Genomic DNA, 18,277 nt, shown 5'->3' with positions numbered 1-18,277 from the left:
GAGGTGGGGCAGATATGGCTGCTCTGTCCAAAAGAAGCCGTTCTTCCGCGGTAAAACAAGCGGAAAACTGGCAGAACGGGTACGCCCTGGGCGCCCAGGCCGGTTACCGGCTGGGGCGGTGCGAATCGATTATGAACCGGATTTCTCTTGCGCCCACGGCTTTTTGGGATAAAAAAGTGCTCTATGTAACGTCGGGGAAGGGGCTTCCTTATTCCCCTCTGGATACGGGGATTATCGAAACGATACGGCCGATGGTGCGGGAACTCGTTTTTGCCCAGCCTGTTCCGGATCTGGCCTTGACGGTTGCCCGGGAAATGCCCGACTTTGTTCTGGTGCTCGATGGGATGATGATGCCCATGGACCAGCTGGAGCTGATCCGCAAATGGGGAATCAAAACCGCCGTTTGGCTGCTGGACGATCCGTATTATACGGACGTGACGCTGAATCTGGCGCTGTCTTTCGACTACGTGTTCACGATAGAGCTAAACTGTGTCAGCTTTTATGCCGAAAGCGGATGTTCGAACGTTCACTATCTGCCCCTTGCCGTGGACTCCTCCGTATACCGTCCCAAAGCCGTTGCGGCAGGGAACAACAGGGGAGCCTGTTTCGTAGGATCGGGGTATTGGAACCGGATCCAGATTTTTAATTCCATAACGCCCACGCTGCTTAAATACGACGTTCACTTTACGGGCCTATGGTGGGACCGGCTCGCCGCCTATTCCAAACTGTCCAGGAGGATCAATCTCAACAAATGGATGGGTCCCCAGGAAACGGCCGATTACTACAACGGTTCGAAAATCGTTATCAATCTGCATCGGGCCTACGATGATGAACAGTTTAACAACAACAGCCGCGGAATCCAAGCCGTGTCTCCCAACCCGCGCACGTTCGAAATTTCGGCCTGCGGCGTGCTTCAACTGACGGATATCCGGAACGATCTGTCCCGTTTTTACGAGACCGGCACGGAAATCGTGACCTACGGATCGGCGGCAGATCTCCGCGATAAGCTGGAGTATTACCTGACCCATGAGGAAGAAGGCAGGGAAATTGCCCTGCGCGGAATGAGCAGGACGATGAGGGAGCATACATTTACGAACCGGCTGACGGAGTTGTTCCGGGTCGTATTCGGTTGATTTTTCCGGAGATCCTTGCGTGCAATAGGGACGCGAGCGGAAAGCGGCGGGGACGGCAGCGGCCTATAGTGCAGGAAGCGCGTGGGCGCGGCAGCCGCCTGCCCGTATCACTTGCGGGGAAGGGGCGAGAGCTACGATGAACAAGAAGACAGGAGCCAAATCGGCACGGGTAAAAAAAAGGCGGACGGCCGGAACGGCCCTCGCGAAAAGAAGGAAAACGGGAGTTTTTTCCTCGAAGGGGACCGCAGGCAAGAAGAAAAGCGCGAAAGCCGCCCGGGGGAAAGGGCTGAGGAAAAAACGCCTCCTGTCCGCTTCAGGAAGACGCAGAACCGCGGTCGGTGCCGCACATAATCAGGCATTTATTGAAGGGTACGATTCGGGCTTCCAAGCCGGTTTCTCCCAGGGCGTGGCGGACGGAGAGCATATTTTGGCAGCGGCGGCCGGGTAGCGTTCAGGTGCGGATACCCGCCGGAGGCTGTCCCAAAGTCACGAAAGTGACTAAGGGACAGCCTCTTTTTTGCGGCCCGATTTCGTCAAGCCGACCCGTTTCCGCGTAGGCGCGCGATGCCCGCTGCGGCGCCCGGGATGAGGATGGCGGGTTTTTCGTGAAAACGTCCCGTGTTTTTCCAAATTGTACGAATGTTAGGGGTTCAACTGTCGTGCCTTGTAGAATGTCCCGCTAATATATTGTACTACCCACACAGATAAGGAGGTGAACACCATATCTGATCCGCAGGTATGTATCCGATGAATGGACGAAGGATCATGCTGTTCTCGCATTTGTGCTCCAGACAGCATATAACCGGAGCCGAGAAGCTGCTGCTTTTCATGGCCCGGGAACTGAAAGAACGGCATGACTGCATTCTGGTCGTACCGGGTGAAGGTGTTCTTTCCCGGCAGGCGCGGGCGGCCGGCATCTATACCTTGGTTGTTCCGTTCCCGCTCGTGTGGGAGATGTACACCCCGCATGCCGGTCTTGCGGGACAACTGGATGGGCTGCCGGCCAGGGAGCCGGGAGCTTTGGTGAAATTGATGCGCGTGCTCGGCCAATATCGACCTGATCTGGTCATCTCTAATACATGTGTCAACGTGCTACCTCCTGTGGCGGCCAAAGCTCTCGGGATTCCGGTGCTCTGGGTGATTGCGGAAAAAATGACGGACACGGCTTTCACGCCGGTGTCAGCGGAGTTTATCCACCGGCATGCGGATCTGGTAGCGGGCATCTCGGAAGCGACTTTAGCCCCTTTCGGCGTCAGGGAGGCGGAATCGCAGATCGTGATGTATCCGTCCTGGCATGAGGAAACTATGGGGAGCGGTGACTGGAGCGTGCTGCGCGAGCGGCGCAGAGCCGGACTCGGCATCGGCAGCGGCGAAGTGCTGGCGGGCTATATCGCTTCGGACATTTATCCGCTCAAGGGATTGGACCACTTTATCGGGGCCGCGCTGGAGCTTTGTCCCGCTTACCCTCATGTTCGTTACCTGATAGCGGGCAAACCGACGGACGCCGGTTTTTACCGGCACTGTCGTGATTTGACGGTCCGTTCGGGGTACGGCGGAAGATTTCGTTGGACCGCGTTTAAAAAAGAAGTGGCCTCCCTCTACACGGCCATGGATTTCGTTGTCGTTCCGAGCTTGACGGAAGAGGGCTTCGGCATGACCGCACTCGAAGGCATGATGTTCGGCAAGCCGGTGATCGCTTTCGATTCCGGCGGACTGCGGGAAATTCTCGGGCATACCGGGAATGCCCGTTTTCTTGTGCCGAAAGGAGATACCGGGACGCTCGCGGCACGGATGATAGAGCTGGTCGAGGACCCGCTTCTGCGGATGCAGATCGGGGGGCAGAACCTCTCCGCAGTCCGGAGCGTCTTCGGCATCGAGGCTTACCGGTCCAGACAGGAGCAGCTTCTGGCTAGACTGGAAAACAAGCTGGCGGCCCGTCAAAACAATCCGCAGCCGCAGGTCCCGCCTCTCCTTGACGGCGTGCCCGGGCCCCTGGTTATTGTCAGGGGGAGGCAGCCGGACCTCTACCTGCTGCGGGACGGCATCCGTCACCCGGTAACCGGAGCGCAGCGGAAGCGGCTCGGGGCGGGCGTGGTGAAGCTTCCCGAGGCGCTCTTGGATTCCCGGCCTGTCGGCACGGTCGTGAGCTTCTCGTATGAAGCCGCCCCGCCGCCCCAGGCTGTCGCCAAGCCGTCCCGCCGCAAGAGCGTGCGCACGGCACGCAAGAAGCGCCCCGGCGCCAGGCTAGCCCGCCGCAAGAGCGTGCGCGCGGCGCGCAAGAGGCACTCCGGCGCCAGGCTAGCCCGCCGCAAGAGCGTGCGCGTGGCACGCAAGAGTCGCTCCGGCGCCAAGCCGGGACGCCGCTAGAGTTTGCGTGGGGCGGCCTGACAGCCCGTCCGCAGCCGGTCTGCGGCAATCAGCCTATTAGGGAAGGAAGGTGGCACCGTTGAAAATCGTGACGTTGCTCGGCACACGGCCGGAAATTATCCGGCTGAGCCTGATCATGCGCAAGCTTGACGAATTGGCGGAGAAACATGTCGTGGTGCACACGGGCCAGAACTTTACGTATACGCTCAGCGACGTGTTCTTCCGGGAACTCGGATTGCGGCAGCCTGATCATGTGCTCCAGGACCGGCAGCAGTCTCTGGGTGCGCAGCTTGCGACGATGTTCGGCGAGCTGGAGACGATCCTGAACACGGAACGGCCCGACCGTGTCCTGCTGCTGGGCGATACGAACAGCGCCCTGGGCGCGGTACTGGCCGAGAGAATGGGCATTCCCGTCATTCATATGGAGGCGGGCAACCGCTGCTACGATCTGACCGTTCCCGAGGAGAAAAACCGCCGCATTATCGATGCGGTGTCCACGATAAATATGCCGTACACGAAACAGAGCAAAGAACATCTTGTCAGGGAGGGCGTACCCAGTCAGCGCATCGTCCGTACCGGCAATCCGATCTACGAGGTGCTGCGGCACTACGGCGGCCAAATCGAGCAAAGCGACGTGCTGGAGCGTCTGAATCTGACGCCGGGCGGGTATTTCGCGGCAACCATCCACCGGGCGGAGAATGTGGATCATCCCGTTCATCTGCGCGAAATCATGAACGGCCTAAGCGGGGTGGCGGAACGCTTCGGCAAACGCATCCTGTGCAGCCTGCATCCCCGCACCAAGTCCCGCCTGGAGGCGGAAGACAGCCTGAGTATTCATCCGCTGGTCGAGTTTCACGAGCCTTTCGGATTTTTCGATTTCGTGAAGCTGGAAAAGAATGCGGACTGCGTCCTCACGGACAGCGGGACGGTTCAGGAAGAGTGCTGCATTTTCCGCGTGCCTACCGTGACCGTGCGCCGCACGACCGAGCGGCCGGAGACGATTGACTGCGGCAGCAATGTGGTGTCGGGACTGGATGCGAAGCGGATTGTATCCGCCGCCGGCCTGATGACGCGTATGCCCCGGGAATGGGAATGCCCGGAAGGCTATCTGGACACGGATGTATCGGCAAAAGTCGTGAAATATGTACTGGGAGGGAACCTTCATGTTTCGTAATACGAGGATATTGGTAACCGGGGGAACCGGTTCTTGGGGCTACGAATTGATCCGGCAGCTTCTTCCGCAGGACCCCAAGGAAATCATAGTGTTTTCCCGGAACGAATCGACTCAGGTGGCGATGGAGCGCTCTTTTGAAGATAACCGCCTCAGTTTCTGCATCGGGGATATCCGCGACCGCGAAGCTTTGATCCGCGCGACGGAGGAGGTGGATTATGTGTTCCATCTGGCCGCCCTCAAGCACGTTCCGGTTTGCGAGGAGCAGCCCTACGAAGCGCTCAAAACCAACGTAGTCGGCACCCAGTACGTGATCGAGGCGGCTATTGAGAACAGGGTCAAGAAAGTGATCTACATCTCGACGGACAAAGCGGCCAATCCTTCCAACTTCTACGGTATGACCAAAGCGATCGGGGAGAAGCTGATCGTGCAAGCCAACCTTTTGCGGACGGATACGAAGTTTGTCTGCGTCCGCGGCGGCAACGTGCTGGGAACCAACGGCAGCGTGATTCACTTGTTCCACAAGCAGATCCACGAGAAAAATCAGATTTCGATTACGGATAAGGCCATGACCCGCTTTTTCCTGACGCTCGAAGAGGCGATTTCCCTGCTTTTCAAAGCTTCGGAAGAAAGTGTGGGCGGCGAGATATTCGTCATGACGATGCCGACTTGCAAAATTCTCGATCTGGCCGACGTGCTTATCGAAGCTTCCGGCAAGACGGGAGTGGCCATCGTGGAAACCGGAACGAGACCCGGCGAGAAGATCCACGAAATTTTGCTTACGGAATTCGAAAGCCAGACGACGGTTCTTTACGACGAGGTATATCTGGTCATTCTGCCGACTCTTGAAATTCCCGGACTCAAGGATCACTACGCTCCTTATCCCAAGGCGGAAATCAGCAGTTTTTCGTCCAAAGACCATGTGATGGAAAAAGAGGCGATCCGCGCCCTGCTCGTTAAAGGAGGTTTTCTTGCATGAAGCTGCTCGTCACCGGCGGGCAGGGGATGGCGGGACATGTGATGGTCCGGTATTTGCGCCGTCTGCCCGGATTTCAAGTCGCCTATACAACGCGGGACGGGAGCGACCGGGAAGGGCTGCTTGCCGATGCCAGAGATACGGCCCGGATCAGGGGCATTATCGAAACGTTCCGTCCCGATGCCGTCATTAACTGTATCGGTGTGCTAAACCAGTTTGCCGAAGCGGACCCCGTTAACGCCTATCGCGTCAACGGGATTTTCCCGCACGATCTGGCGGAAGCCGCCCTCGGAGTCGGGGGCCGGCTTATTCATATCAGCACGGACTGTGTCTTCTCGGGACGCCGCGGTGACCATACGGAGGATGACGTGCCGGACGGAACCAGTGTATACGGGCGGTCCAAGGCGCTTGGGGAGGTCCGGAAGGCCCCTCATCTGACAATCCGCACGTCGATCATCGGCCCTGAAATCCGAGAATCGGGCATCGGGCTTCTCCAGTGGTTCCTAAGCCGGGAGGGGGAAGTGGGCGGCTACACGAGAGCTTACTGGAACGGCGTCACCACGCTGGAACTCGCCAAATTTGTCGAGCACGCGCTGCAGCGTCCGGAGCTAACGGGCCTCGTACATTTGACGGCACCCGTCAAGGTGAGCAAATACGAGCTGCTGAATCTGTTCCGCAAGCAGTTCGGGCGCACGGATATAGAGGTGCGCAAAAACGCTTCCGTCCGATTGAACCGGACGCTTAAAAATACGCGCGGCGATCTGAACTACGCCATTCCGGGATATGAAACGATGCTCAAGGAAATGGATGAATGGATGTGTGCGCAATGCCTCGAATCCTGATCACCGGGGCGGGCGGGTTTACGGGTCGAGCCGCCTGTGATTATTTTGTTTCCAAGGGCTACGAGGTCGCCGCCGTGGTCCGAAACGAGGGACCGGCGCACGCGAAGCCCGGAAACGGGGAGGCGCCGGTCGTGCCGGACCGCGCGGATGCTTTAGGCGTGCCGCCCGGGCCGAATGGGCCAAGTGTGCCGCAAGAGCCGGGGTCCGCTAAGCCCGGCACCGGCATGCCTGCCGGAAAGCTCTACGCCTGCGATTTGACCCGGCGGGAGGACGTGGAGAAGCTGGTCGCGGAAACCGGTCCGGACTGGGTGCTCCACCTGGCCGGGCGCAATTCCGTCGCCGAATCGTGGCAGGACCCGGCGGCGTTCCTGCAGGCGAACCTGATGGCTTCCGTGTATCTGCTGGAGGCGCTGCGTACGCGGTCCGGCACGCGGATTCTCGTCGCGGGCTCCATGCTCGGGGCGGCGGAACCCGACGAGCCGCTCCCGCATCCGTACGGCTTAAGCAAAATGCTGCTGCTGTACGCCGCCCGCTCCTGGCACCGGTGGTTCTCGCAGCAGATCATGGTGGCGTTGCCGTCCAACCTGGTCGGCCCGGGTCCTTCCGGCGGCATTTGCGGACTGCTCGCCCGCAAAATAGCGGCCCTGGAGAAGGGCGGCCCGCCGGAACCGTTCCGGCTGTCGTCCCTCGGCGAGGAACGCGATTACCTCGATGTGCGGGACGCGGTCTCGGCCTACGAAACCATTCTCGGCCACGGCGAGCCGGGGGCGGTCTACCGCATCGGATCGGAGCGGCTTCGTCCGCTGGGCGAGATCGTCTCGGTCTTCCGCTCGCTGACTTCGTCGGCGCTGCCTCTGGAGATCGAGAACAAGCCGCGCCCGGAGCCCGTCAGAGCGGTGGATGTCTCGGCATTGAAGGCGCTGGGCTGGTCCGCGCGGATCTCTTTCGAAACGTCCCTGTCGGATGCGCTGGAGTATTACAGACGGAACTGACGACCGCTCCCACCTTTGAAGGAAAAGAGGTGAACGCATGCTGCCGAAAGTAACGGTCGTGATTCCCTTCTACAACTGTCCGTACGTGGATCAGGCGGTTTCCAGCGTGCTGAACCAGACCTATACCAATATCGAACTGATTGTTGTGGATGACGGCTCCACGCTGCACAAAGAAAAACTGGAGCCCTACATGGACCGGCTGATTTATCTCGGTAAAGAAAACGGGGGAGCCGCCTCCGCGCTGAATATGGGTTTTGCTCTCGCCACGGGGCACTATGTAGCCTGGCTAAGCTCCGACGATCTTTTTTACCCGGATAAAATCGGGCGTCAAGTGCAGTTCATGCTGGAACGGAACTCGATCTTCAGCCATACGGCCTTTGACCAGATCGACGAGGCGGGAGCCGTCACGAAGGCGAATGTGGCGTCCAGATACCGGTATCCTCATGAATTTACGCGCGCCTTCCTGTCGATTTGTCCCGTCAACGGCTGCACGGTCATGATGCGCCGGGACCTGTTCAGGGCGGTGGGATATTTTGACGAAACACTCCGGTATACCCAGGATTACGAGTTCTGGATCCGCGTGCTGCTGGCCGGTTTTCCGCTGGATTTCCTGGATGCCCCGCTTACGCTGTACCGCCATCACGGCGGCATGGGGACGATGCTGTACCAGCCTGCCATTTGGGAGGAGGTTATGAGCGTCCGCAGCCGTTACCGGAACGATTTGCTGCGGCATTCGCGAAGCCAGAGGCGGTTTCTGTCCGGAAGAAGGCACCCGGCATTGCGGTCTCGCAGACGCCCGGCCGCCCGGCTTCGCAAGAGCCCGGTTAAAGCGGTCAAATCCCGCAAGGGGAAAGCCGGCAAAGGGGTTAAAAAACGCAGATAACGGGCAGATGACTGCGGAAAGGAGGTGGGAAATGCCGCCCCGGGTGAGTGTCATAATCCCTTTTTACAATTGTGCTTATGTGGATCAGGCGATCGTCAGCGCGTTAAACCAGACGTATCCCGACAAAGAAATTATTGTGGTGGACGACGGATCAACCCTCCATCGGGATAAAATAACGCCGTACTTGCCGTGGGTCCACTATTTGGGGAAAGCAAACGGAGGAACGGCCTCGGCGCTCAACCACGGAATCCGCTACGCTTCGGGCGATTATATCGCCTGGCTCAGTTCGGACGACCGTTTTCACCCGCATAAACTGGCGGTTCAGCTTAACGGGCTGGCCTCGGCGAATGCGGACATCAGCTTTACGAACTACGAGGTTATTAGCGAGCACGGGCACGTCCTGTACGCCCCTAATTTTCCTACCGATCCGGGAAATACGCAGTATTTCAATACGTCCACGAAGCTGTACACCTACATGCTCCAGTACAACCCGATCAACGGCTGCACCGTTCTGATGCACAAAAATCTGTTCCAGAGATACGGTTTTTTCGACGAGACGTGCAAGTACACGCAGGACCTGGAGATGTGGCTCCGCCTTGCCGCAGCCGGGGTCCGGATCGAGTTCGTGAACGAGAAACTGACCCAGTACCGGCTCCACGGGGAGATGGGCAGCCGGAATCATCAGCCGGCCATCCAGCGCGAGGTGGATATGCTGCGTGCCCGTTACAACCCGCTGTTGGCCGCACGCATCGCTTCCTTGGAAGCCGGGGGTTAGGGGCCCCGTCCCGTCTCTTGCATCAGCTTGAAAGAAGGTGTGCCATGAAGCTTTTATTCGTGTTCTATATCCCGAGCGGAGGGATGGAGACTCTGAACCGCCAGCGGGTTATCGCGCTGGAGAGGATCGGCATCTCGTGCAGCCTGCTGTATTTGCATGAAGGAACGGGGATGCAGAACCTGGACGGGGTGCCCGTTTACGTAACGAAAGACAAGAAAGAGATCACGGAGCTTGTCAACCGGGAACGGTTCGAGGCGGTTGTCATCTCAATGGTGGCTGAACTGATTCTTCCCCTGCGGTCAAGCGGCTACACGGGCAAAATCATTTATGAGGCGCAGGGACTGGGGAGCGTGGAGGAAGCGGAGTATAGTCTGAAACGGATTCTACCGCTGCTCACTCTGCACACCGATGCCGTGCTGTATCCCCGCACCCCGCACCTGATCCGGATTTTCGAGACGTACTACGCCCGGATGAAAAGGTTCAGCTTTCATAATTGTATCGACATGGAAAGCTTCCGCTTTGAAAGGCATCCCGTCGCTCGGGTTCCCATCATCGGGTGGGTAGGACGGATCGAGCCGAACAAGAACTGGCGGAGTCTTCTGGAGGTCGGACGCTTGTTCAAAACGCGGAACCGCCCGGTCGAAATCCGCATGTATGTGGACAATACGCTCGGATCGGAAGAGGGGGAGTTCCGCAAGCTGGTTGCGGAATACGAGCTGGGTTCCCGCTTGACGGTGCTGGCGAACCTTCCGCACAAAGAAATGGCACGGCAGTATTCCGTCATCGGCGATTCCGGCGGCGTGCTGCTCTCGACCTCGCGCGTGGAAGGATTCGGCTATGCCGTGCTGGAAGCCATGTGCTGCCGGTGTCCCGTCGTCTCGACGGATTCGGACGGCGTCAGGAGTTTTATCGCGGACGGCGTAACGGGAAGGTTCTATCCCCATGACGACCATGAAGAGGCGTTCCGGCAAATTTCGGAGCTCATGGACAACGTCCCGTTGCGGGAGGAAATCCGCTTCAGAGCGAGCCGTCATGCGGCGGAAGGGTTTTCTCCGGACCTGTACGCCCGGCAGTTTTCCTGCATGCTGGGCGAGCTTGAAATCGGACTAGTGAAGCAGCACGGTTAATAACGCTTGGCGGAATCCGCCAAGCGTTATTTCGCGTACGCGAACGATAGAGACGGAGGTGTAAGGGCGCCGGGGCCGTCTACACGAGGAGCACAAGTTCCTTCAGCTTCGCTGAACGAAACAGTTCGGTTGCGGGCATGCCCGCACGAGGATCGAAGCGGTACGCGAGGTCGGTCCGGTCGCCGTTGTAGCAAACGGAGTAAGCCCCTTCGGGAGCGGCGCGCAGGGCGGCCGTTAAGACCTGCAGATCCATATATTCAAAATCCCGCTCCCGGTATGCGATCGCGGCGAACGGGGTCGTAAGCTCTTTCAGGCAGGCATGAACGGCTTCGATAGGCGGCATGCCGGGAAAGAAGCGGGTGCTCAGCAGAGGGTCCCGTATCCCGTGAAGTAAACCCGCCGAAGCCCGGTCTGGGGTTACGTCGACTACGATCACCTGAAAGTTGCCGTAGTATTGGTCCAGGAGGCAGTCGAGCCGGTCGGGGAGACTCTCGGACGCATCGGTCACCGGTAAGTAAACGGTCGTTTCCAGAGGAATGTTTTGTCTTTCCCTGGCCTCCTTTTTGGCCAAACGGAATGCGTGACGCCAGCGCCTGTGCTGCTCGACAGACCCCTTGAGCTTGGCGGAAATGCTGAAATCCGAGTCGACCCGGTATTCCACGAGTTCTACGGGGATATAGCGCAGTTCGCACAGATGAGATAATCTCAGCCAATATTCGTAGTCTTCGACGGGTTCCATGCGGTATCCGTCTATTTTCCGGGCGAAGCGCGATTTGTACATAAAAGATACGCCTACAATGCATACGTCGAGAAGTTCCTCTTTCGGCTTATCCTGATACCGGCGGAATTCCTCCTGAAAGGCCTCGTCACGGATCGGCAGTCCGTCTGCGTTTATTTCCCGAAAACAGCTGTAGACCAGCCCCACTTCCTCTGGCGCATGCGCAAGCTCATGCCGCAGAAGCTCGATAAAGTAAGGATGGGTGCGGTTGTCGCTCGACACCCAGGTCACATACCGGATGCGGGGATCTTTAAAAAGCCGCTTAAATCCCCGGTTCAATGAAGCCGATACGCCTACATTCCGCTTGTTTTCCAAAATCTCCACGCGGTTGTCGTGGGCGGTCAACTGCCGGATCTGCGGTCCCATTTGTTCCGATACTCCGTCGATCACGATGATAAAGCGGAAATCCGCATAGGTCTGGTTAAGGATGGTTTCGATCGCTTCCTGTAAATAAGACGGCTTCTGCAGATATACCGGCATGACAATACCGACATCGCTCATGTAACATCCCTTCTTTCCTGGCTGATTGCTTGGGCAGACAAGCGTACCGCCGTCGCGCCGGATGCATACTTTAGTTTATTCGGCCGTATTTGACGGGTGTGGACATTGGAAGGGGTGGGGATTAATTTCCGTATTGTCCATTCCCGTGACCCATCCCCGGCATACATTGGAGTACAAGATTATGCGCATTCGACAGGAGGCCCCTATGCCTAACTTTCAAGTGAACGCTTCGGGTAATCCGAAGCAGGAACCGTCGCTAGCCGTCAATTTGTTGGATGCCAATATCATGATCGCAACGGCCACTGATTTTACGCTGGGGCCGCCGCTTACGGGTGTATACCGGTCGCAGGATGCGGGAGTGAACTGGACGAATTCCTTTCTTCCCCTGCCGCCCGGATTTACGGGAGCGGAGGCCGCCTTTGCGGCTTACGGGTTTCCGAATCTGTTCCTGATCGTGGCCCATGTTTTCCCCGGCAACTCCAGCGGTACGATTGCGGTTTACAGGTCCACGGACAATGGGCTCAGCTTCTCGGCGCCGATTATCGTGAATCCGGGATACGGCACGTTTATCAATGACGACTGGACGAAAGTGTTCTATGACAACTCTCAATCCAGTCCGTATCTCGGCAGCGCTTATGTGACCTATAACCGGCAGTACAATGTCGATGCGGGCGGTTTTTCGGTGGCGACATTTCAGCGGTCCCTGGATGGAGGAATCACTTGGGAAGCTCCGTTGATTTTATCGAATGTGATGAGGAATACCGAGCGTCCCGATGTCGGTATCGGATTGCAGGGGGACCTCTACTTTGCCTGGATCGACACGACAACCCCAGCAGCCTGCTACATCAGACGGTCGCTGGACGGGGGAGAGTCTTTCGGACCGCCCATTCTGGTCTCTGGCGTATCGGTCGTTCCGCTTGTACTGCCGGTTCCCGGGTACGCGTTCCGCGTCCTGACTTGCTCGAACATTATGGCGGATACCGCGCTTGTGTCCCCCGGACGGGGGAACATTTATGCGGTGTGGCAGGATTTCCGGCAGGGGTATGCGGATGTGTTTCTGTCCCGCTCGCTGGACCAGGGACTTACCTGGAGCGCACCGGTTCCCATTACGGCCAGTCCGGCCGGCGCCCAGAACTTTTTCCCGGCTATAACCGTATCGCCCAAAACAGGCACCATTACGGTGATTTACTACACGAACCGGCTGAACGGCTTCGATCTCGACGTTTATGCGGCCCAGTCCAGGGACGGAGGCAGCACTTTCACGAATCTTCGCGTGACGACGACTTCTTTTAACCCGAACGGAGACGACCCTATCCCGACGCCGCTTATCGGAGATTACATTGATGTCGACACCGTTCCGCCGGACAATTTCTATGCCGTCTGGACTGATACGAGAACCGGTTCGCAGACGACGTGGGGCGGGTTTTAACATTTACTAAAGGAGGTGGACCCAAATGGCGAATTCGCAGGTTTCGCCGGCAGGAACGCTTGCCCAGACACCCAGCGTGGCGGCCAATTATTTGACTACGCTCAATATCGTGGCGGCTGCGACGGATTTTACGACGGGGGCCGCCCAGATTGCCGTCTATCGCTCGGTTGACCAGGGCATCTCATGGGGAGCGCTTATTCTGCCGCTTCCGGCGGGATATATCGGCGGCGAGTCCAACGTCGTGGCTTACGGGTTTCCAAATGTGTTCATCGTGGCGTCCCATGTTTTCAATGCGTCGGGCAGCGGCTCGATTGCCGTCTACACGTCAACGGACAACGGAATCACTTTCGGATCGCCGGTCATTGCGGCTCAAGGGTATACGACGTATATCAACAATGTGCAGGTGAACGCGGTCTTTGACAACTCCCAGGCCAGTACGTATCAGGGCAGCGTTTACCTGGTCTATGTCCACCAATTCAATACGGACTTTGTGGGCGGGTCCGTGATGTTCTTTCAACGTTCACTGGACAACGGGCAGACCTGGCTGAGGCCCGCGCTTGTATCTCCGGACGCTGATTATGTGACGCGCGGGGACGTGGCTGCGGGGCTGACGGGAATTGTCTATGTGGCCTACATCTCGTTAACTCCGGTTACACGCTTCGAGGTAAGCCGTTCGCTGGACGGTGGGGCCACATTCCAGAAGCCGGTAATCGTTTCGCCCGTCACGCTGGTACCCAACGTCCTGCCGGTAGCGGGGTACGGTTTCGAAGTGCCGACCGGCGCCTGTATCGCCGTCGATAATTCGGCGCTGTCGACAAGCGGGATTCTTTACGCGGTATGGCAGGATAACCGGCAGGGTTACTCGGACGTATTCCTGTCCCGGTCCTTCGATCAGGGACTGACTTGGACGGCTCCCGTCTCTGTTACGTCGGCTCCGGCCGGCACTCAGAACTTTTTTCCTTCTATAGATGTGTCCCCCAAAAGCGGGCTGATCACCATTCTGTACTATTCCAATCGGATTAACGGGTTCGATTTGGATGCGTATGTGGCCATATCGGTGGACGGTGGGGCCTCGTTTTTTAACCGGAGGGAATCTACCGCCTCCAGCAACCCGAATGCGGGCAGCGCCACACCGGTACCGACCATCGGGAATTATACGGACATCAGCACCATCCCGCCTTACGGGTTTATCGGCGTCTGGACGGATACGAGAACGGGGGCGCAGACGATCTTTTCGGGCAATTAACCGGTATGGGAGCCGGACGGGACGGGAGACATATTTGAAATCCGGGGGCAGGCGCATATATGCAAAAAGATTGGACGGCCTTTGGGGTCGTCCAATCTTTTTGGTTCGGGATGAATAGACTGCCTAAGAGATTGCTAGAGAGGGGGGGAAGAAGTATGGCGTTTACGACCGGAATGCTTTTTAATACGAAAGATTTCGGGACAGCCTCCGCTAATGCGGCCGTTCTCATCCACAACGAAGACGCTGTGAATACGGCCCAGATTGTCGTTGAAATCTTTTATACCCTGAGCACGGGCGTTGCCCGAGACGCCGCTCTTTTTCCAGACGTATACGGTGCCGCCGAAATTTGTGGAATGCGCACGTTTTTATCTCGGGTGTTCTGGCTTATGAAGTCCAGATAGCCGTCATCATCCCTCAGCCTAATCTCGTCGTAGCTTCCTTATTCGGCGTGGACACTTTCAACAATATCGTGCCTGCGCATCGTGTTCTTCAATCGGAACTGACCCCTATTCCGTCGTTGGGATGAAGGTGGTCCCGGAAGTGAATCGAACGCTTGAAACAGCCGTATCGGCAGGTGCAAGCCGCAGAAGCAAACAGCCCTAAAAGGCCGCTTCCGAAAAGAAGGGCCTCTTTTTAACGGGCAAATCTTGACACCGACAGTCAGAGCGGATCGCTGACCGTCAAATCATTCGTGGTGAAGGTTGCAACAAGACCCCCTTCGTTTTTAGCATACATCGTCATCGCCAGGGGATAAGGGTTGGTCAGATTCGTGTGAATGTGGAGTGTAAAGGGCTGGTTGTGATTATATACCGTCGGCAGATGGGCAATCGAACCGGGCAGCGGAGCGGGATCGAGATGATAGAGCCCCAGAAGAAAACGGTTCTGGCCTTGATAGCCCTGTATAAGAACGTCGAAATGCCGCTCGGCGATATTTTGAAAGACAAGATCGAAACACTGGATGTATCGCGAGTCGTAAGGTCCGGACTCGTAGGCGTCAAAATAGTAGATGGACATGGTCACCTTCCCTTCCGTTCAATCCGGCATAGTTCAGTATATGAAATTGCCGCACAGACGTATGGACACGTACACATTTTGAGCCCGGTGAGGCAAACGACCCGTGAAGGAGGGGAATAGCCGCATATAGTGTAGGGATAAAGGCAATGCCGGTGCCGACCCGCAGCCTTATGAGTCGCACGCAGAAAAGAGGGGACATTGTTGAAGATACTGCTCGCTACTTACTGGCGGTTACCGCATTTGGGCGGAGTGTGGCCGCTTATGGTCAATATGAAAGAAAAGCTGGAGGCGCTCGGCCACGAGGTCGATGTATTCGGCAACAGCGAAGATGAGAGTGTGTTTCATATGCCGTTCAGCGGCCGTGTTTTTTATAAAGAGGCGGTAAGGCCTTTTCTGGAAAAGAAAATAAGCCCCGAGCTGTATCCGGTCCTTCACTCCAGCTCCTGGCTTTCGCATTTTGAAATGAACACCTTGTGCATGGAGCTGGCCGCCGCCTATTTCGGGCTGGAGCAATATGACGTGATTCATACGCAGGACGTTCTGTCTACGCGTTCTTTCCGGCGGGTCAAATCACCGCGGACGGGACTCGTCGCCAGTCTGCACGGTTCGGTGGCTCACGAGATCAAGCTGCATCTGGTGGAAAATAACGTCAACCTGGAGGAGTCGCTCATCTGGCGCTTCCAGGCGGCTATCGAGCATCTCGGCGCCACGAGCAGCGATATTACGATCGCCTCCTCCCAGTGGCTGAAACGCCTGTTGACCACGGAATACTCCGTTCCCGAGCATCAAGTCGAGGTGTTTCAGTACGGGTACGCTACAGGCGATTTCTATGCGAAGATGGCAAGCTCGGCCACCCCGATCTATAAGCCGCCGGGGAAAAAAGCCATTATTTTCACCGGCCGTCTCATCCCGATCAAGGGTTTGTCGCTGCTTATCGAAGCGGTCGGCCTGCTCCGGACGGTGCGGGACGATTTCGTCTGCTGGATCGTGGGAGAGGGCGACCAGGAGGCTGAGCTTAACCGGCAGTGCGCGGAACTCGGACTGCTGGAAACGGTCCAGTTTCTGGGCAGGCGGAACGACGTGCCTTATCTGCTTGCCCAGTCCGATATCTTCGTGCAGCCGAGCTATGTGGACAATCAGCCTTTGTCGCTGATAGAAGCGCAGCTCGCAGGGAAGCCGTCGGTCGTCAGCGACGCCACGGGCGTGCCCGAGATGGTCGAGCACGGCCGTACGGGGCTTATCTTCCCGTCGGGCAACAGCCAGCAGTTGTTCACCCACTTGTACACGCTGCTGGAGAATACCTCTATGCGGGAAGCGATGGGCAGGGAAGCCGGACAGTGGGGGGCCGTTCACTGGTCCATGGATCTGATGGTTCAGCGGCTTCTCGATGTATACGGCAGGGCAATCGCCAAAGCCGCTCAAGCCTGAATTTCCTTGCGTGGACCGCACCACGCCAAGCTCCCGGCGCGCGGTGCTCGGCGTCACATGACGGTAGTCAACCACAGAAAGGAGAATGATCATGAGCGAGAAAGTGTATGTGATTGGCGACCTGTACAATTCGCTTTTTTCCGTGCAAGTGTCGAACCCGGAGTATCTGGTCGATTACAAGCTGTGGAACCAGATCCGGGCCGGGCTTCCGGATAACTACCGGATGCCGGACCCGGTTATCCAGCATATTTTGAACAGCTACCCGAACGGGTAGGCGCCGGTTCGCAGAGAACCGGTGCGGCTGCGTGTCCATGAAAGGAGGAAAAAGCATGAGGCTGGTGTTTCCTATCCTCACCTTGAATTTCGGCGGGGCCCAGCGGATGCTGGCGGAAATTACGAACGGATTGGCGGACCGCGGTTATGACGTCACCGTCGTGATGCCTGCTCATGCCGAAGTCAAGTTCGATATCCGGGCCCGGATTGTCCGCGGCCGTCACAGCATTACGCTGGACGCGGACGATATTCCGCCCGGAGACGTAGTTGTCTCCAACTTCTACACGACCGTGCCCGCATGCGTGGAAGCGAGCGCGCGGGACCGGAGCGTTCATGTCCGGTTCAGTCTTTGCTACGAACCGACTTTTCTGCCGGACGATCATATCACGTTCCCCACCTATCATACGACGCCGCATCTTATCGTACTGTCCGAGTGGCAGCAGAAGTTGATCGAGCTTAATCACGGCATCCGCGGACATATCGTCCCGATCGGACTCGGACCGTTCATGCAAAATCTGAACCTCCGGGAATCCACTCCGCCCGCTGTCAAAATTTCCGCCGTCGTCCGCAATTCCGAGGGAGGGATTGCCTGGCACCGCGACCAGGATTATCTGGTCAGCCGGCTCGCGTTCGTCAAACACCATTATCCCGATACGGAAATCAATCTGATCTGCCCGCCCGACGAATTTCATACCGCACCGAGTCTGCAGCGTCTCGCCGATACGGGTAGTTTTCAATTCTGCCTGCCCAATAACGACGAGGAGCTGCGCTACCTCTACAACAAAACCGATATCTACGTCAGCTCCTCGCTCTACGATTCCGGTTCGCTCCCCGGCCTGGAGGCCATGCGATGCGGGGCGGCGCTCGTTACGACGTATTCGGGCGGAAATGCGGATTATGCGCGGCACGAGCGCAACTGTCTCCTTTCTTACCGGTACCAGAACCGGCTGGCGGCAGACATCGTCCGGCTGATCCACGATAAGGAGCTGCGGGCCCGTCTGGCTCTGCAGGGCCTGTACGATTCGTATCAATGGCCGTGGGCCAGAAGCGTAGAAGCATTCGCCAAAGCTATCCACGATATCTGGAACAGCCGCTGACCGTTTCGCCCCAAAAAGCTAGCCCCGGTATTCCGGATTATCCGGAATAGACCGGGGCTTTTGTTTCGGGCCGCGACAAGGATCGGCAGGAGACCGAGACGGCATGGCACGGGCACGAGACTCTAGAGTCCTGACGTAACCCGGGCACCGGCACCGGACCCGTGAGACACGGCGGGGCACCGGCACGGGATCGACGCGACATGTCGCAGGCACGGCGCAGGCTTCCTTCGGGTGCCTGCAAACCG

Annotated in this window: 18 protein-coding genes; 16 read left to right on the top strand and 2 right to left on the bottom strand. The window is 57.6% G+C overall.

Going from position 1 to position 18,277, the window contains the following annotated elements:
• The first annotated feature begins 14 nt into the window (after nucleotides 1-14).
• The 10 genes from KVT34_RS09530 to KVT34_RS09485 all read left to right on the top strand — a co-directional run bounded on the left by KVT34_RS09530 (nucleotide 15) and on the right by KVT34_RS09485 (nucleotide 10,266).
• Nucleotides 15-1,133 (top strand): CgeB family protein, encoded by a 1,119-nt coding sequence (locus KVT34_RS09530; RefSeq protein ID WP_217558330.1) that lies wholly within the window; start codon nucleotides 15-17, stop codon nucleotides 1,131-1,133.
• A 136-nt stretch (nucleotides 1,134-1,269) separates the two neighbouring features.
• On the top strand, nucleotides 1,270-1,581 hold the full coding sequence (locus KVT34_RS09525) for a hypothetical protein (RefSeq protein ID WP_217558329.1): 312 nt from the start codon (nucleotides 1,270-1,272) through the stop codon (nucleotides 1,579-1,581).
• Nucleotides 1,582-1,880: 299 nt separating this feature from the next.
• Nucleotides 1,881-3,500, top strand: coding sequence for a glycosyltransferase family 4 protein (locus KVT34_RS09520; RefSeq protein WP_217558327.1), 1,620 nt, complete (start codon nucleotides 1,881-1,883; stop codon nucleotides 3,498-3,500).
• A gap of 79 nt (nucleotides 3,501-3,579) precedes the next feature.
• Nucleotides 3,580-4,674: a non-hydrolyzing UDP-N-acetylglucosamine 2-epimerase gene (gene wecB / locus KVT34_RS09515; protein ID WP_217558326.1), complete on the top strand. Its 1,095-nt coding sequence runs from the start codon at nucleotides 3,580-3,582 to the stop codon at nucleotides 4,672-4,674.
• Nucleotides 4,664-5,650, top strand: coding sequence for a polysaccharide biosynthesis protein (locus KVT34_RS09510; RefSeq protein ID WP_217558325.1), 987 nt, complete (start codon nucleotides 4,664-4,666; stop codon nucleotides 5,648-5,650). Before wecB ends, KVT34_RS09510 begins: the two co-directional genes overlap by 11 nt.
• Complete coding sequence (locus KVT34_RS09505) at nucleotides 5,647-6,489, top strand: SDR family oxidoreductase (RefSeq protein WP_217558324.1); 843 nt, start codon at nucleotides 5,647-5,649, stop codon at nucleotides 6,487-6,489. Before KVT34_RS09510 ends, KVT34_RS09505 begins: the two co-directional genes overlap by 4 nt.
• Nucleotides 6,474-7,481: an NAD-dependent epimerase/dehydratase family protein gene (locus KVT34_RS09500; RefSeq protein WP_254634663.1), complete on the top strand. Its 1,008-nt coding sequence runs from the start codon at nucleotides 6,474-6,476 to the stop codon at nucleotides 7,479-7,481. Before KVT34_RS09505 ends, KVT34_RS09500 begins: the two co-directional genes overlap by 16 nt.
• A 37-nt stretch (nucleotides 7,482-7,518) precedes the next feature.
• Complete coding sequence (locus tag KVT34_RS09495; RefSeq protein ID WP_217558322.1) at nucleotides 7,519-8,364, top strand: glycosyltransferase; 846 nt, start codon at nucleotides 7,519-7,521, stop codon at nucleotides 8,362-8,364.
• A gap of 31 nt (nucleotides 8,365-8,395) precedes the next feature.
• Nucleotides 8,396-9,139, top strand: coding sequence for a glycosyltransferase (locus tag KVT34_RS09490; RefSeq protein ID WP_217558321.1), 744 nt, complete (start codon nucleotides 8,396-8,398; stop codon nucleotides 9,137-9,139).
• Between the two features lie 44 nt (nucleotides 9,140-9,183).
• Nucleotides 9,184-10,266 (top strand): glycosyltransferase family 4 protein, encoded by a 1,083-nt coding sequence (locus tag KVT34_RS09485; protein ID WP_217558320.1) that lies wholly within the window; start codon nucleotides 9,184-9,186, stop codon nucleotides 10,264-10,266.
• Nucleotides 10,267-10,345: 79 nt separating this feature from the next.
• Here the strand turns inward: KVT34_RS09485 and KVT34_RS09480 are convergent, their stop codons facing one another.
• Nucleotides 10,346-11,545 (bottom strand): glycosyltransferase family 2 protein, encoded by a 1,200-nt coding sequence (locus tag KVT34_RS09480; protein ID WP_217558319.1) that lies wholly within the window; start codon nucleotides 11,543-11,545, stop codon nucleotides 10,346-10,348.
• A 205-nt stretch (nucleotides 11,546-11,750) separates the two neighbouring features.
• Between KVT34_RS09480 and KVT34_RS09475 the strand changes: the two genes are divergently transcribed.
• From KVT34_RS09475 to KVT34_RS09465, 3 genes are all read left to right on the top strand, one after another.
• On the top strand, nucleotides 11,751-12,974 hold the full coding sequence (locus KVT34_RS09475) for a sialidase family protein (protein ID WP_217558318.1): 1,224 nt from the start codon (nucleotides 11,751-11,753) through the stop codon (nucleotides 12,972-12,974).
• Between the two features lie 25 nt (nucleotides 12,975-12,999).
• Nucleotides 13,000-14,220 (top strand): sialidase family protein, encoded by a 1,221-nt coding sequence (locus KVT34_RS09470; protein ID WP_217558317.1) that lies wholly within the window; start codon nucleotides 13,000-13,002, stop codon nucleotides 14,218-14,220.
• 155 nt (nucleotides 14,221-14,375) lie between these two features.
• Nucleotides 14,376-14,621: a hypothetical protein gene (locus KVT34_RS09465; RefSeq protein ID WP_254634662.1), complete on the top strand. Its 246-nt coding sequence runs from the start codon at nucleotides 14,376-14,378 to the stop codon at nucleotides 14,619-14,621.
• A gap of 259 nt (nucleotides 14,622-14,880) precedes the next feature.
• On the opposite strand, the gene KVT34_RS09460 is transcribed toward KVT34_RS09465, so the two are convergent.
• Complete coding sequence (locus tag KVT34_RS09460) at nucleotides 14,881-15,234, bottom strand: hypothetical protein (protein WP_217558316.1); 354 nt, start codon at nucleotides 15,232-15,234, stop codon at nucleotides 14,881-14,883.
• A 201-nt stretch (nucleotides 15,235-15,435) separates the two neighbouring features.
• Between KVT34_RS09460 and KVT34_RS09455 the strand changes: the two genes are divergently transcribed.
• The 3 genes from KVT34_RS09455 (at nucleotide 15,436) to KVT34_RS09445 (ending at nucleotide 18,032) form a co-directional block, all read left to right on the top strand.
• A complete protein-coding gene (locus tag KVT34_RS09455) occupies nucleotides 15,436-16,662 on the top strand; it encodes a glycosyltransferase family 4 protein (protein ID WP_217558315.1) in 1,227 nt (408 codons plus the stop codon).
• A 91-nt stretch (nucleotides 16,663-16,753) separates the two neighbouring features.
• On the top strand, nucleotides 16,754-16,936 hold the full coding sequence (locus KVT34_RS09450) for a hypothetical protein (protein ID WP_217558314.1): 183 nt from the start codon (nucleotides 16,754-16,756) through the stop codon (nucleotides 16,934-16,936).
• 55 nt (nucleotides 16,937-16,991) lie between these two features.
• Nucleotides 16,992-18,032, top strand: coding sequence for a glycosyltransferase family 4 protein (locus tag KVT34_RS09445; RefSeq protein WP_217558313.1), 1,041 nt, complete (start codon nucleotides 16,992-16,994; stop codon nucleotides 18,030-18,032).
• The last annotated feature ends 245 nt before the right edge of the window (nucleotides 18,033-18,277 follow it).

It is taken from the genome of Paenibacillus sp. GbtcB18 (genome assembly GCF_019091125.1).
In the GTDB taxonomy this organism is placed as follows: domain Bacteria; phylum Bacillota; class Bacilli; order Paenibacillales; family NBRC-103111; genus Paenibacillus_F; species Paenibacillus_F chitinolyticus.
This window is presented reverse-complemented; position numbering and strand designations above follow the sequence as displayed.

What these genes read in the sequence shown, in the direction of transcription:
- KVT34_RS09530 (WP_217558330.1), top strand. Translation starts at nt 15, where the DNA reads ATGGCTGCTCTGTCCAAAAGAAGCCGTTCTTCCGCGGTAAAACAAGCG.
- KVT34_RS09525 (WP_217558329.1), top strand. Translation starts at nt 1,270, where the DNA reads ATGAACAAGAAGACAGGAGCCAAATCGGCACGGGTAAAAAAAAGGCGG.
- KVT34_RS09520 (WP_217558327.1), top strand. Translation starts at nt 1,881, where the DNA reads ATGAATGGACGAAGGATCATGCTGTTCTCGCATTTGTGCTCCAGACAG.
- KVT34_RS09510 (WP_217558325.1), top strand. Translation starts at nt 4,664, where the DNA reads ATGTTTCGTAATACGAGGATATTGGTAACCGGGGGAACCGGTTCTTGG.
- KVT34_RS09505 (WP_217558324.1), top strand. Translation starts at nt 5,647, where the DNA reads ATGAAGCTGCTCGTCACCGGCGGGCAGGGGATGGCGGGACATGTGATG.
- KVT34_RS09500 (WP_254634663.1), top strand. Translation starts at nt 6,474, where the DNA reads ATGCCTCGAATCCTGATCACCGGGGCGGGCGGGTTTACGGGTCGAGCC.
- KVT34_RS09495 (WP_217558322.1), top strand. Translation starts at nt 7,519, where the DNA reads ATGCTGCCGAAAGTAACGGTCGTGATTCCCTTCTACAACTGTCCGTAC.
- KVT34_RS09490 (WP_217558321.1), top strand. Translation starts at nt 8,396, where the DNA reads ATGCCGCCCCGGGTGAGTGTCATAATCCCTTTTTACAATTGTGCTTAT.
- KVT34_RS09485 (WP_217558320.1), top strand. Translation starts at nt 9,184, where the DNA reads ATGAAGCTTTTATTCGTGTTCTATATCCCGAGCGGAGGGATGGAGACT.
- KVT34_RS09480 (WP_217558319.1), bottom strand. Translation starts at nt 11,545, where the DNA reads ATGAGCGATGTCGGTATTGTCATGCCGGTATATCTGCAGAAGCCGTCT.
- KVT34_RS09475 (WP_217558318.1), top strand. Translation starts at nt 11,751, where the DNA reads ATGCCTAACTTTCAAGTGAACGCTTCGGGTAATCCGAAGCAGGAACCG.
- KVT34_RS09470 (WP_217558317.1), top strand. Translation starts at nt 13,000, where the DNA reads ATGGCGAATTCGCAGGTTTCGCCGGCAGGAACGCTTGCCCAGACACCC.
- KVT34_RS09465 (WP_254634662.1), top strand. Translation starts at nt 14,376, where the DNA reads ATGGCGTTTACGACCGGAATGCTTTTTAATACGAAAGATTTCGGGACA.
- KVT34_RS09460 (WP_217558316.1), bottom strand. Translation starts at nt 15,234, where the DNA reads ATGTCCATCTACTATTTTGACGCCTACGAGTCCGGACCTTACGACTCG.
- KVT34_RS09450 (WP_217558314.1), top strand. Translation starts at nt 16,754, where the DNA reads ATGAGCGAGAAAGTGTATGTGATTGGCGACCTGTACAATTCGCTTTTT.
- KVT34_RS09445 (WP_217558313.1), top strand. Translation starts at nt 16,992, where the DNA reads ATGAGGCTGGTGTTTCCTATCCTCACCTTGAATTTCGGCGGGGCCCAG.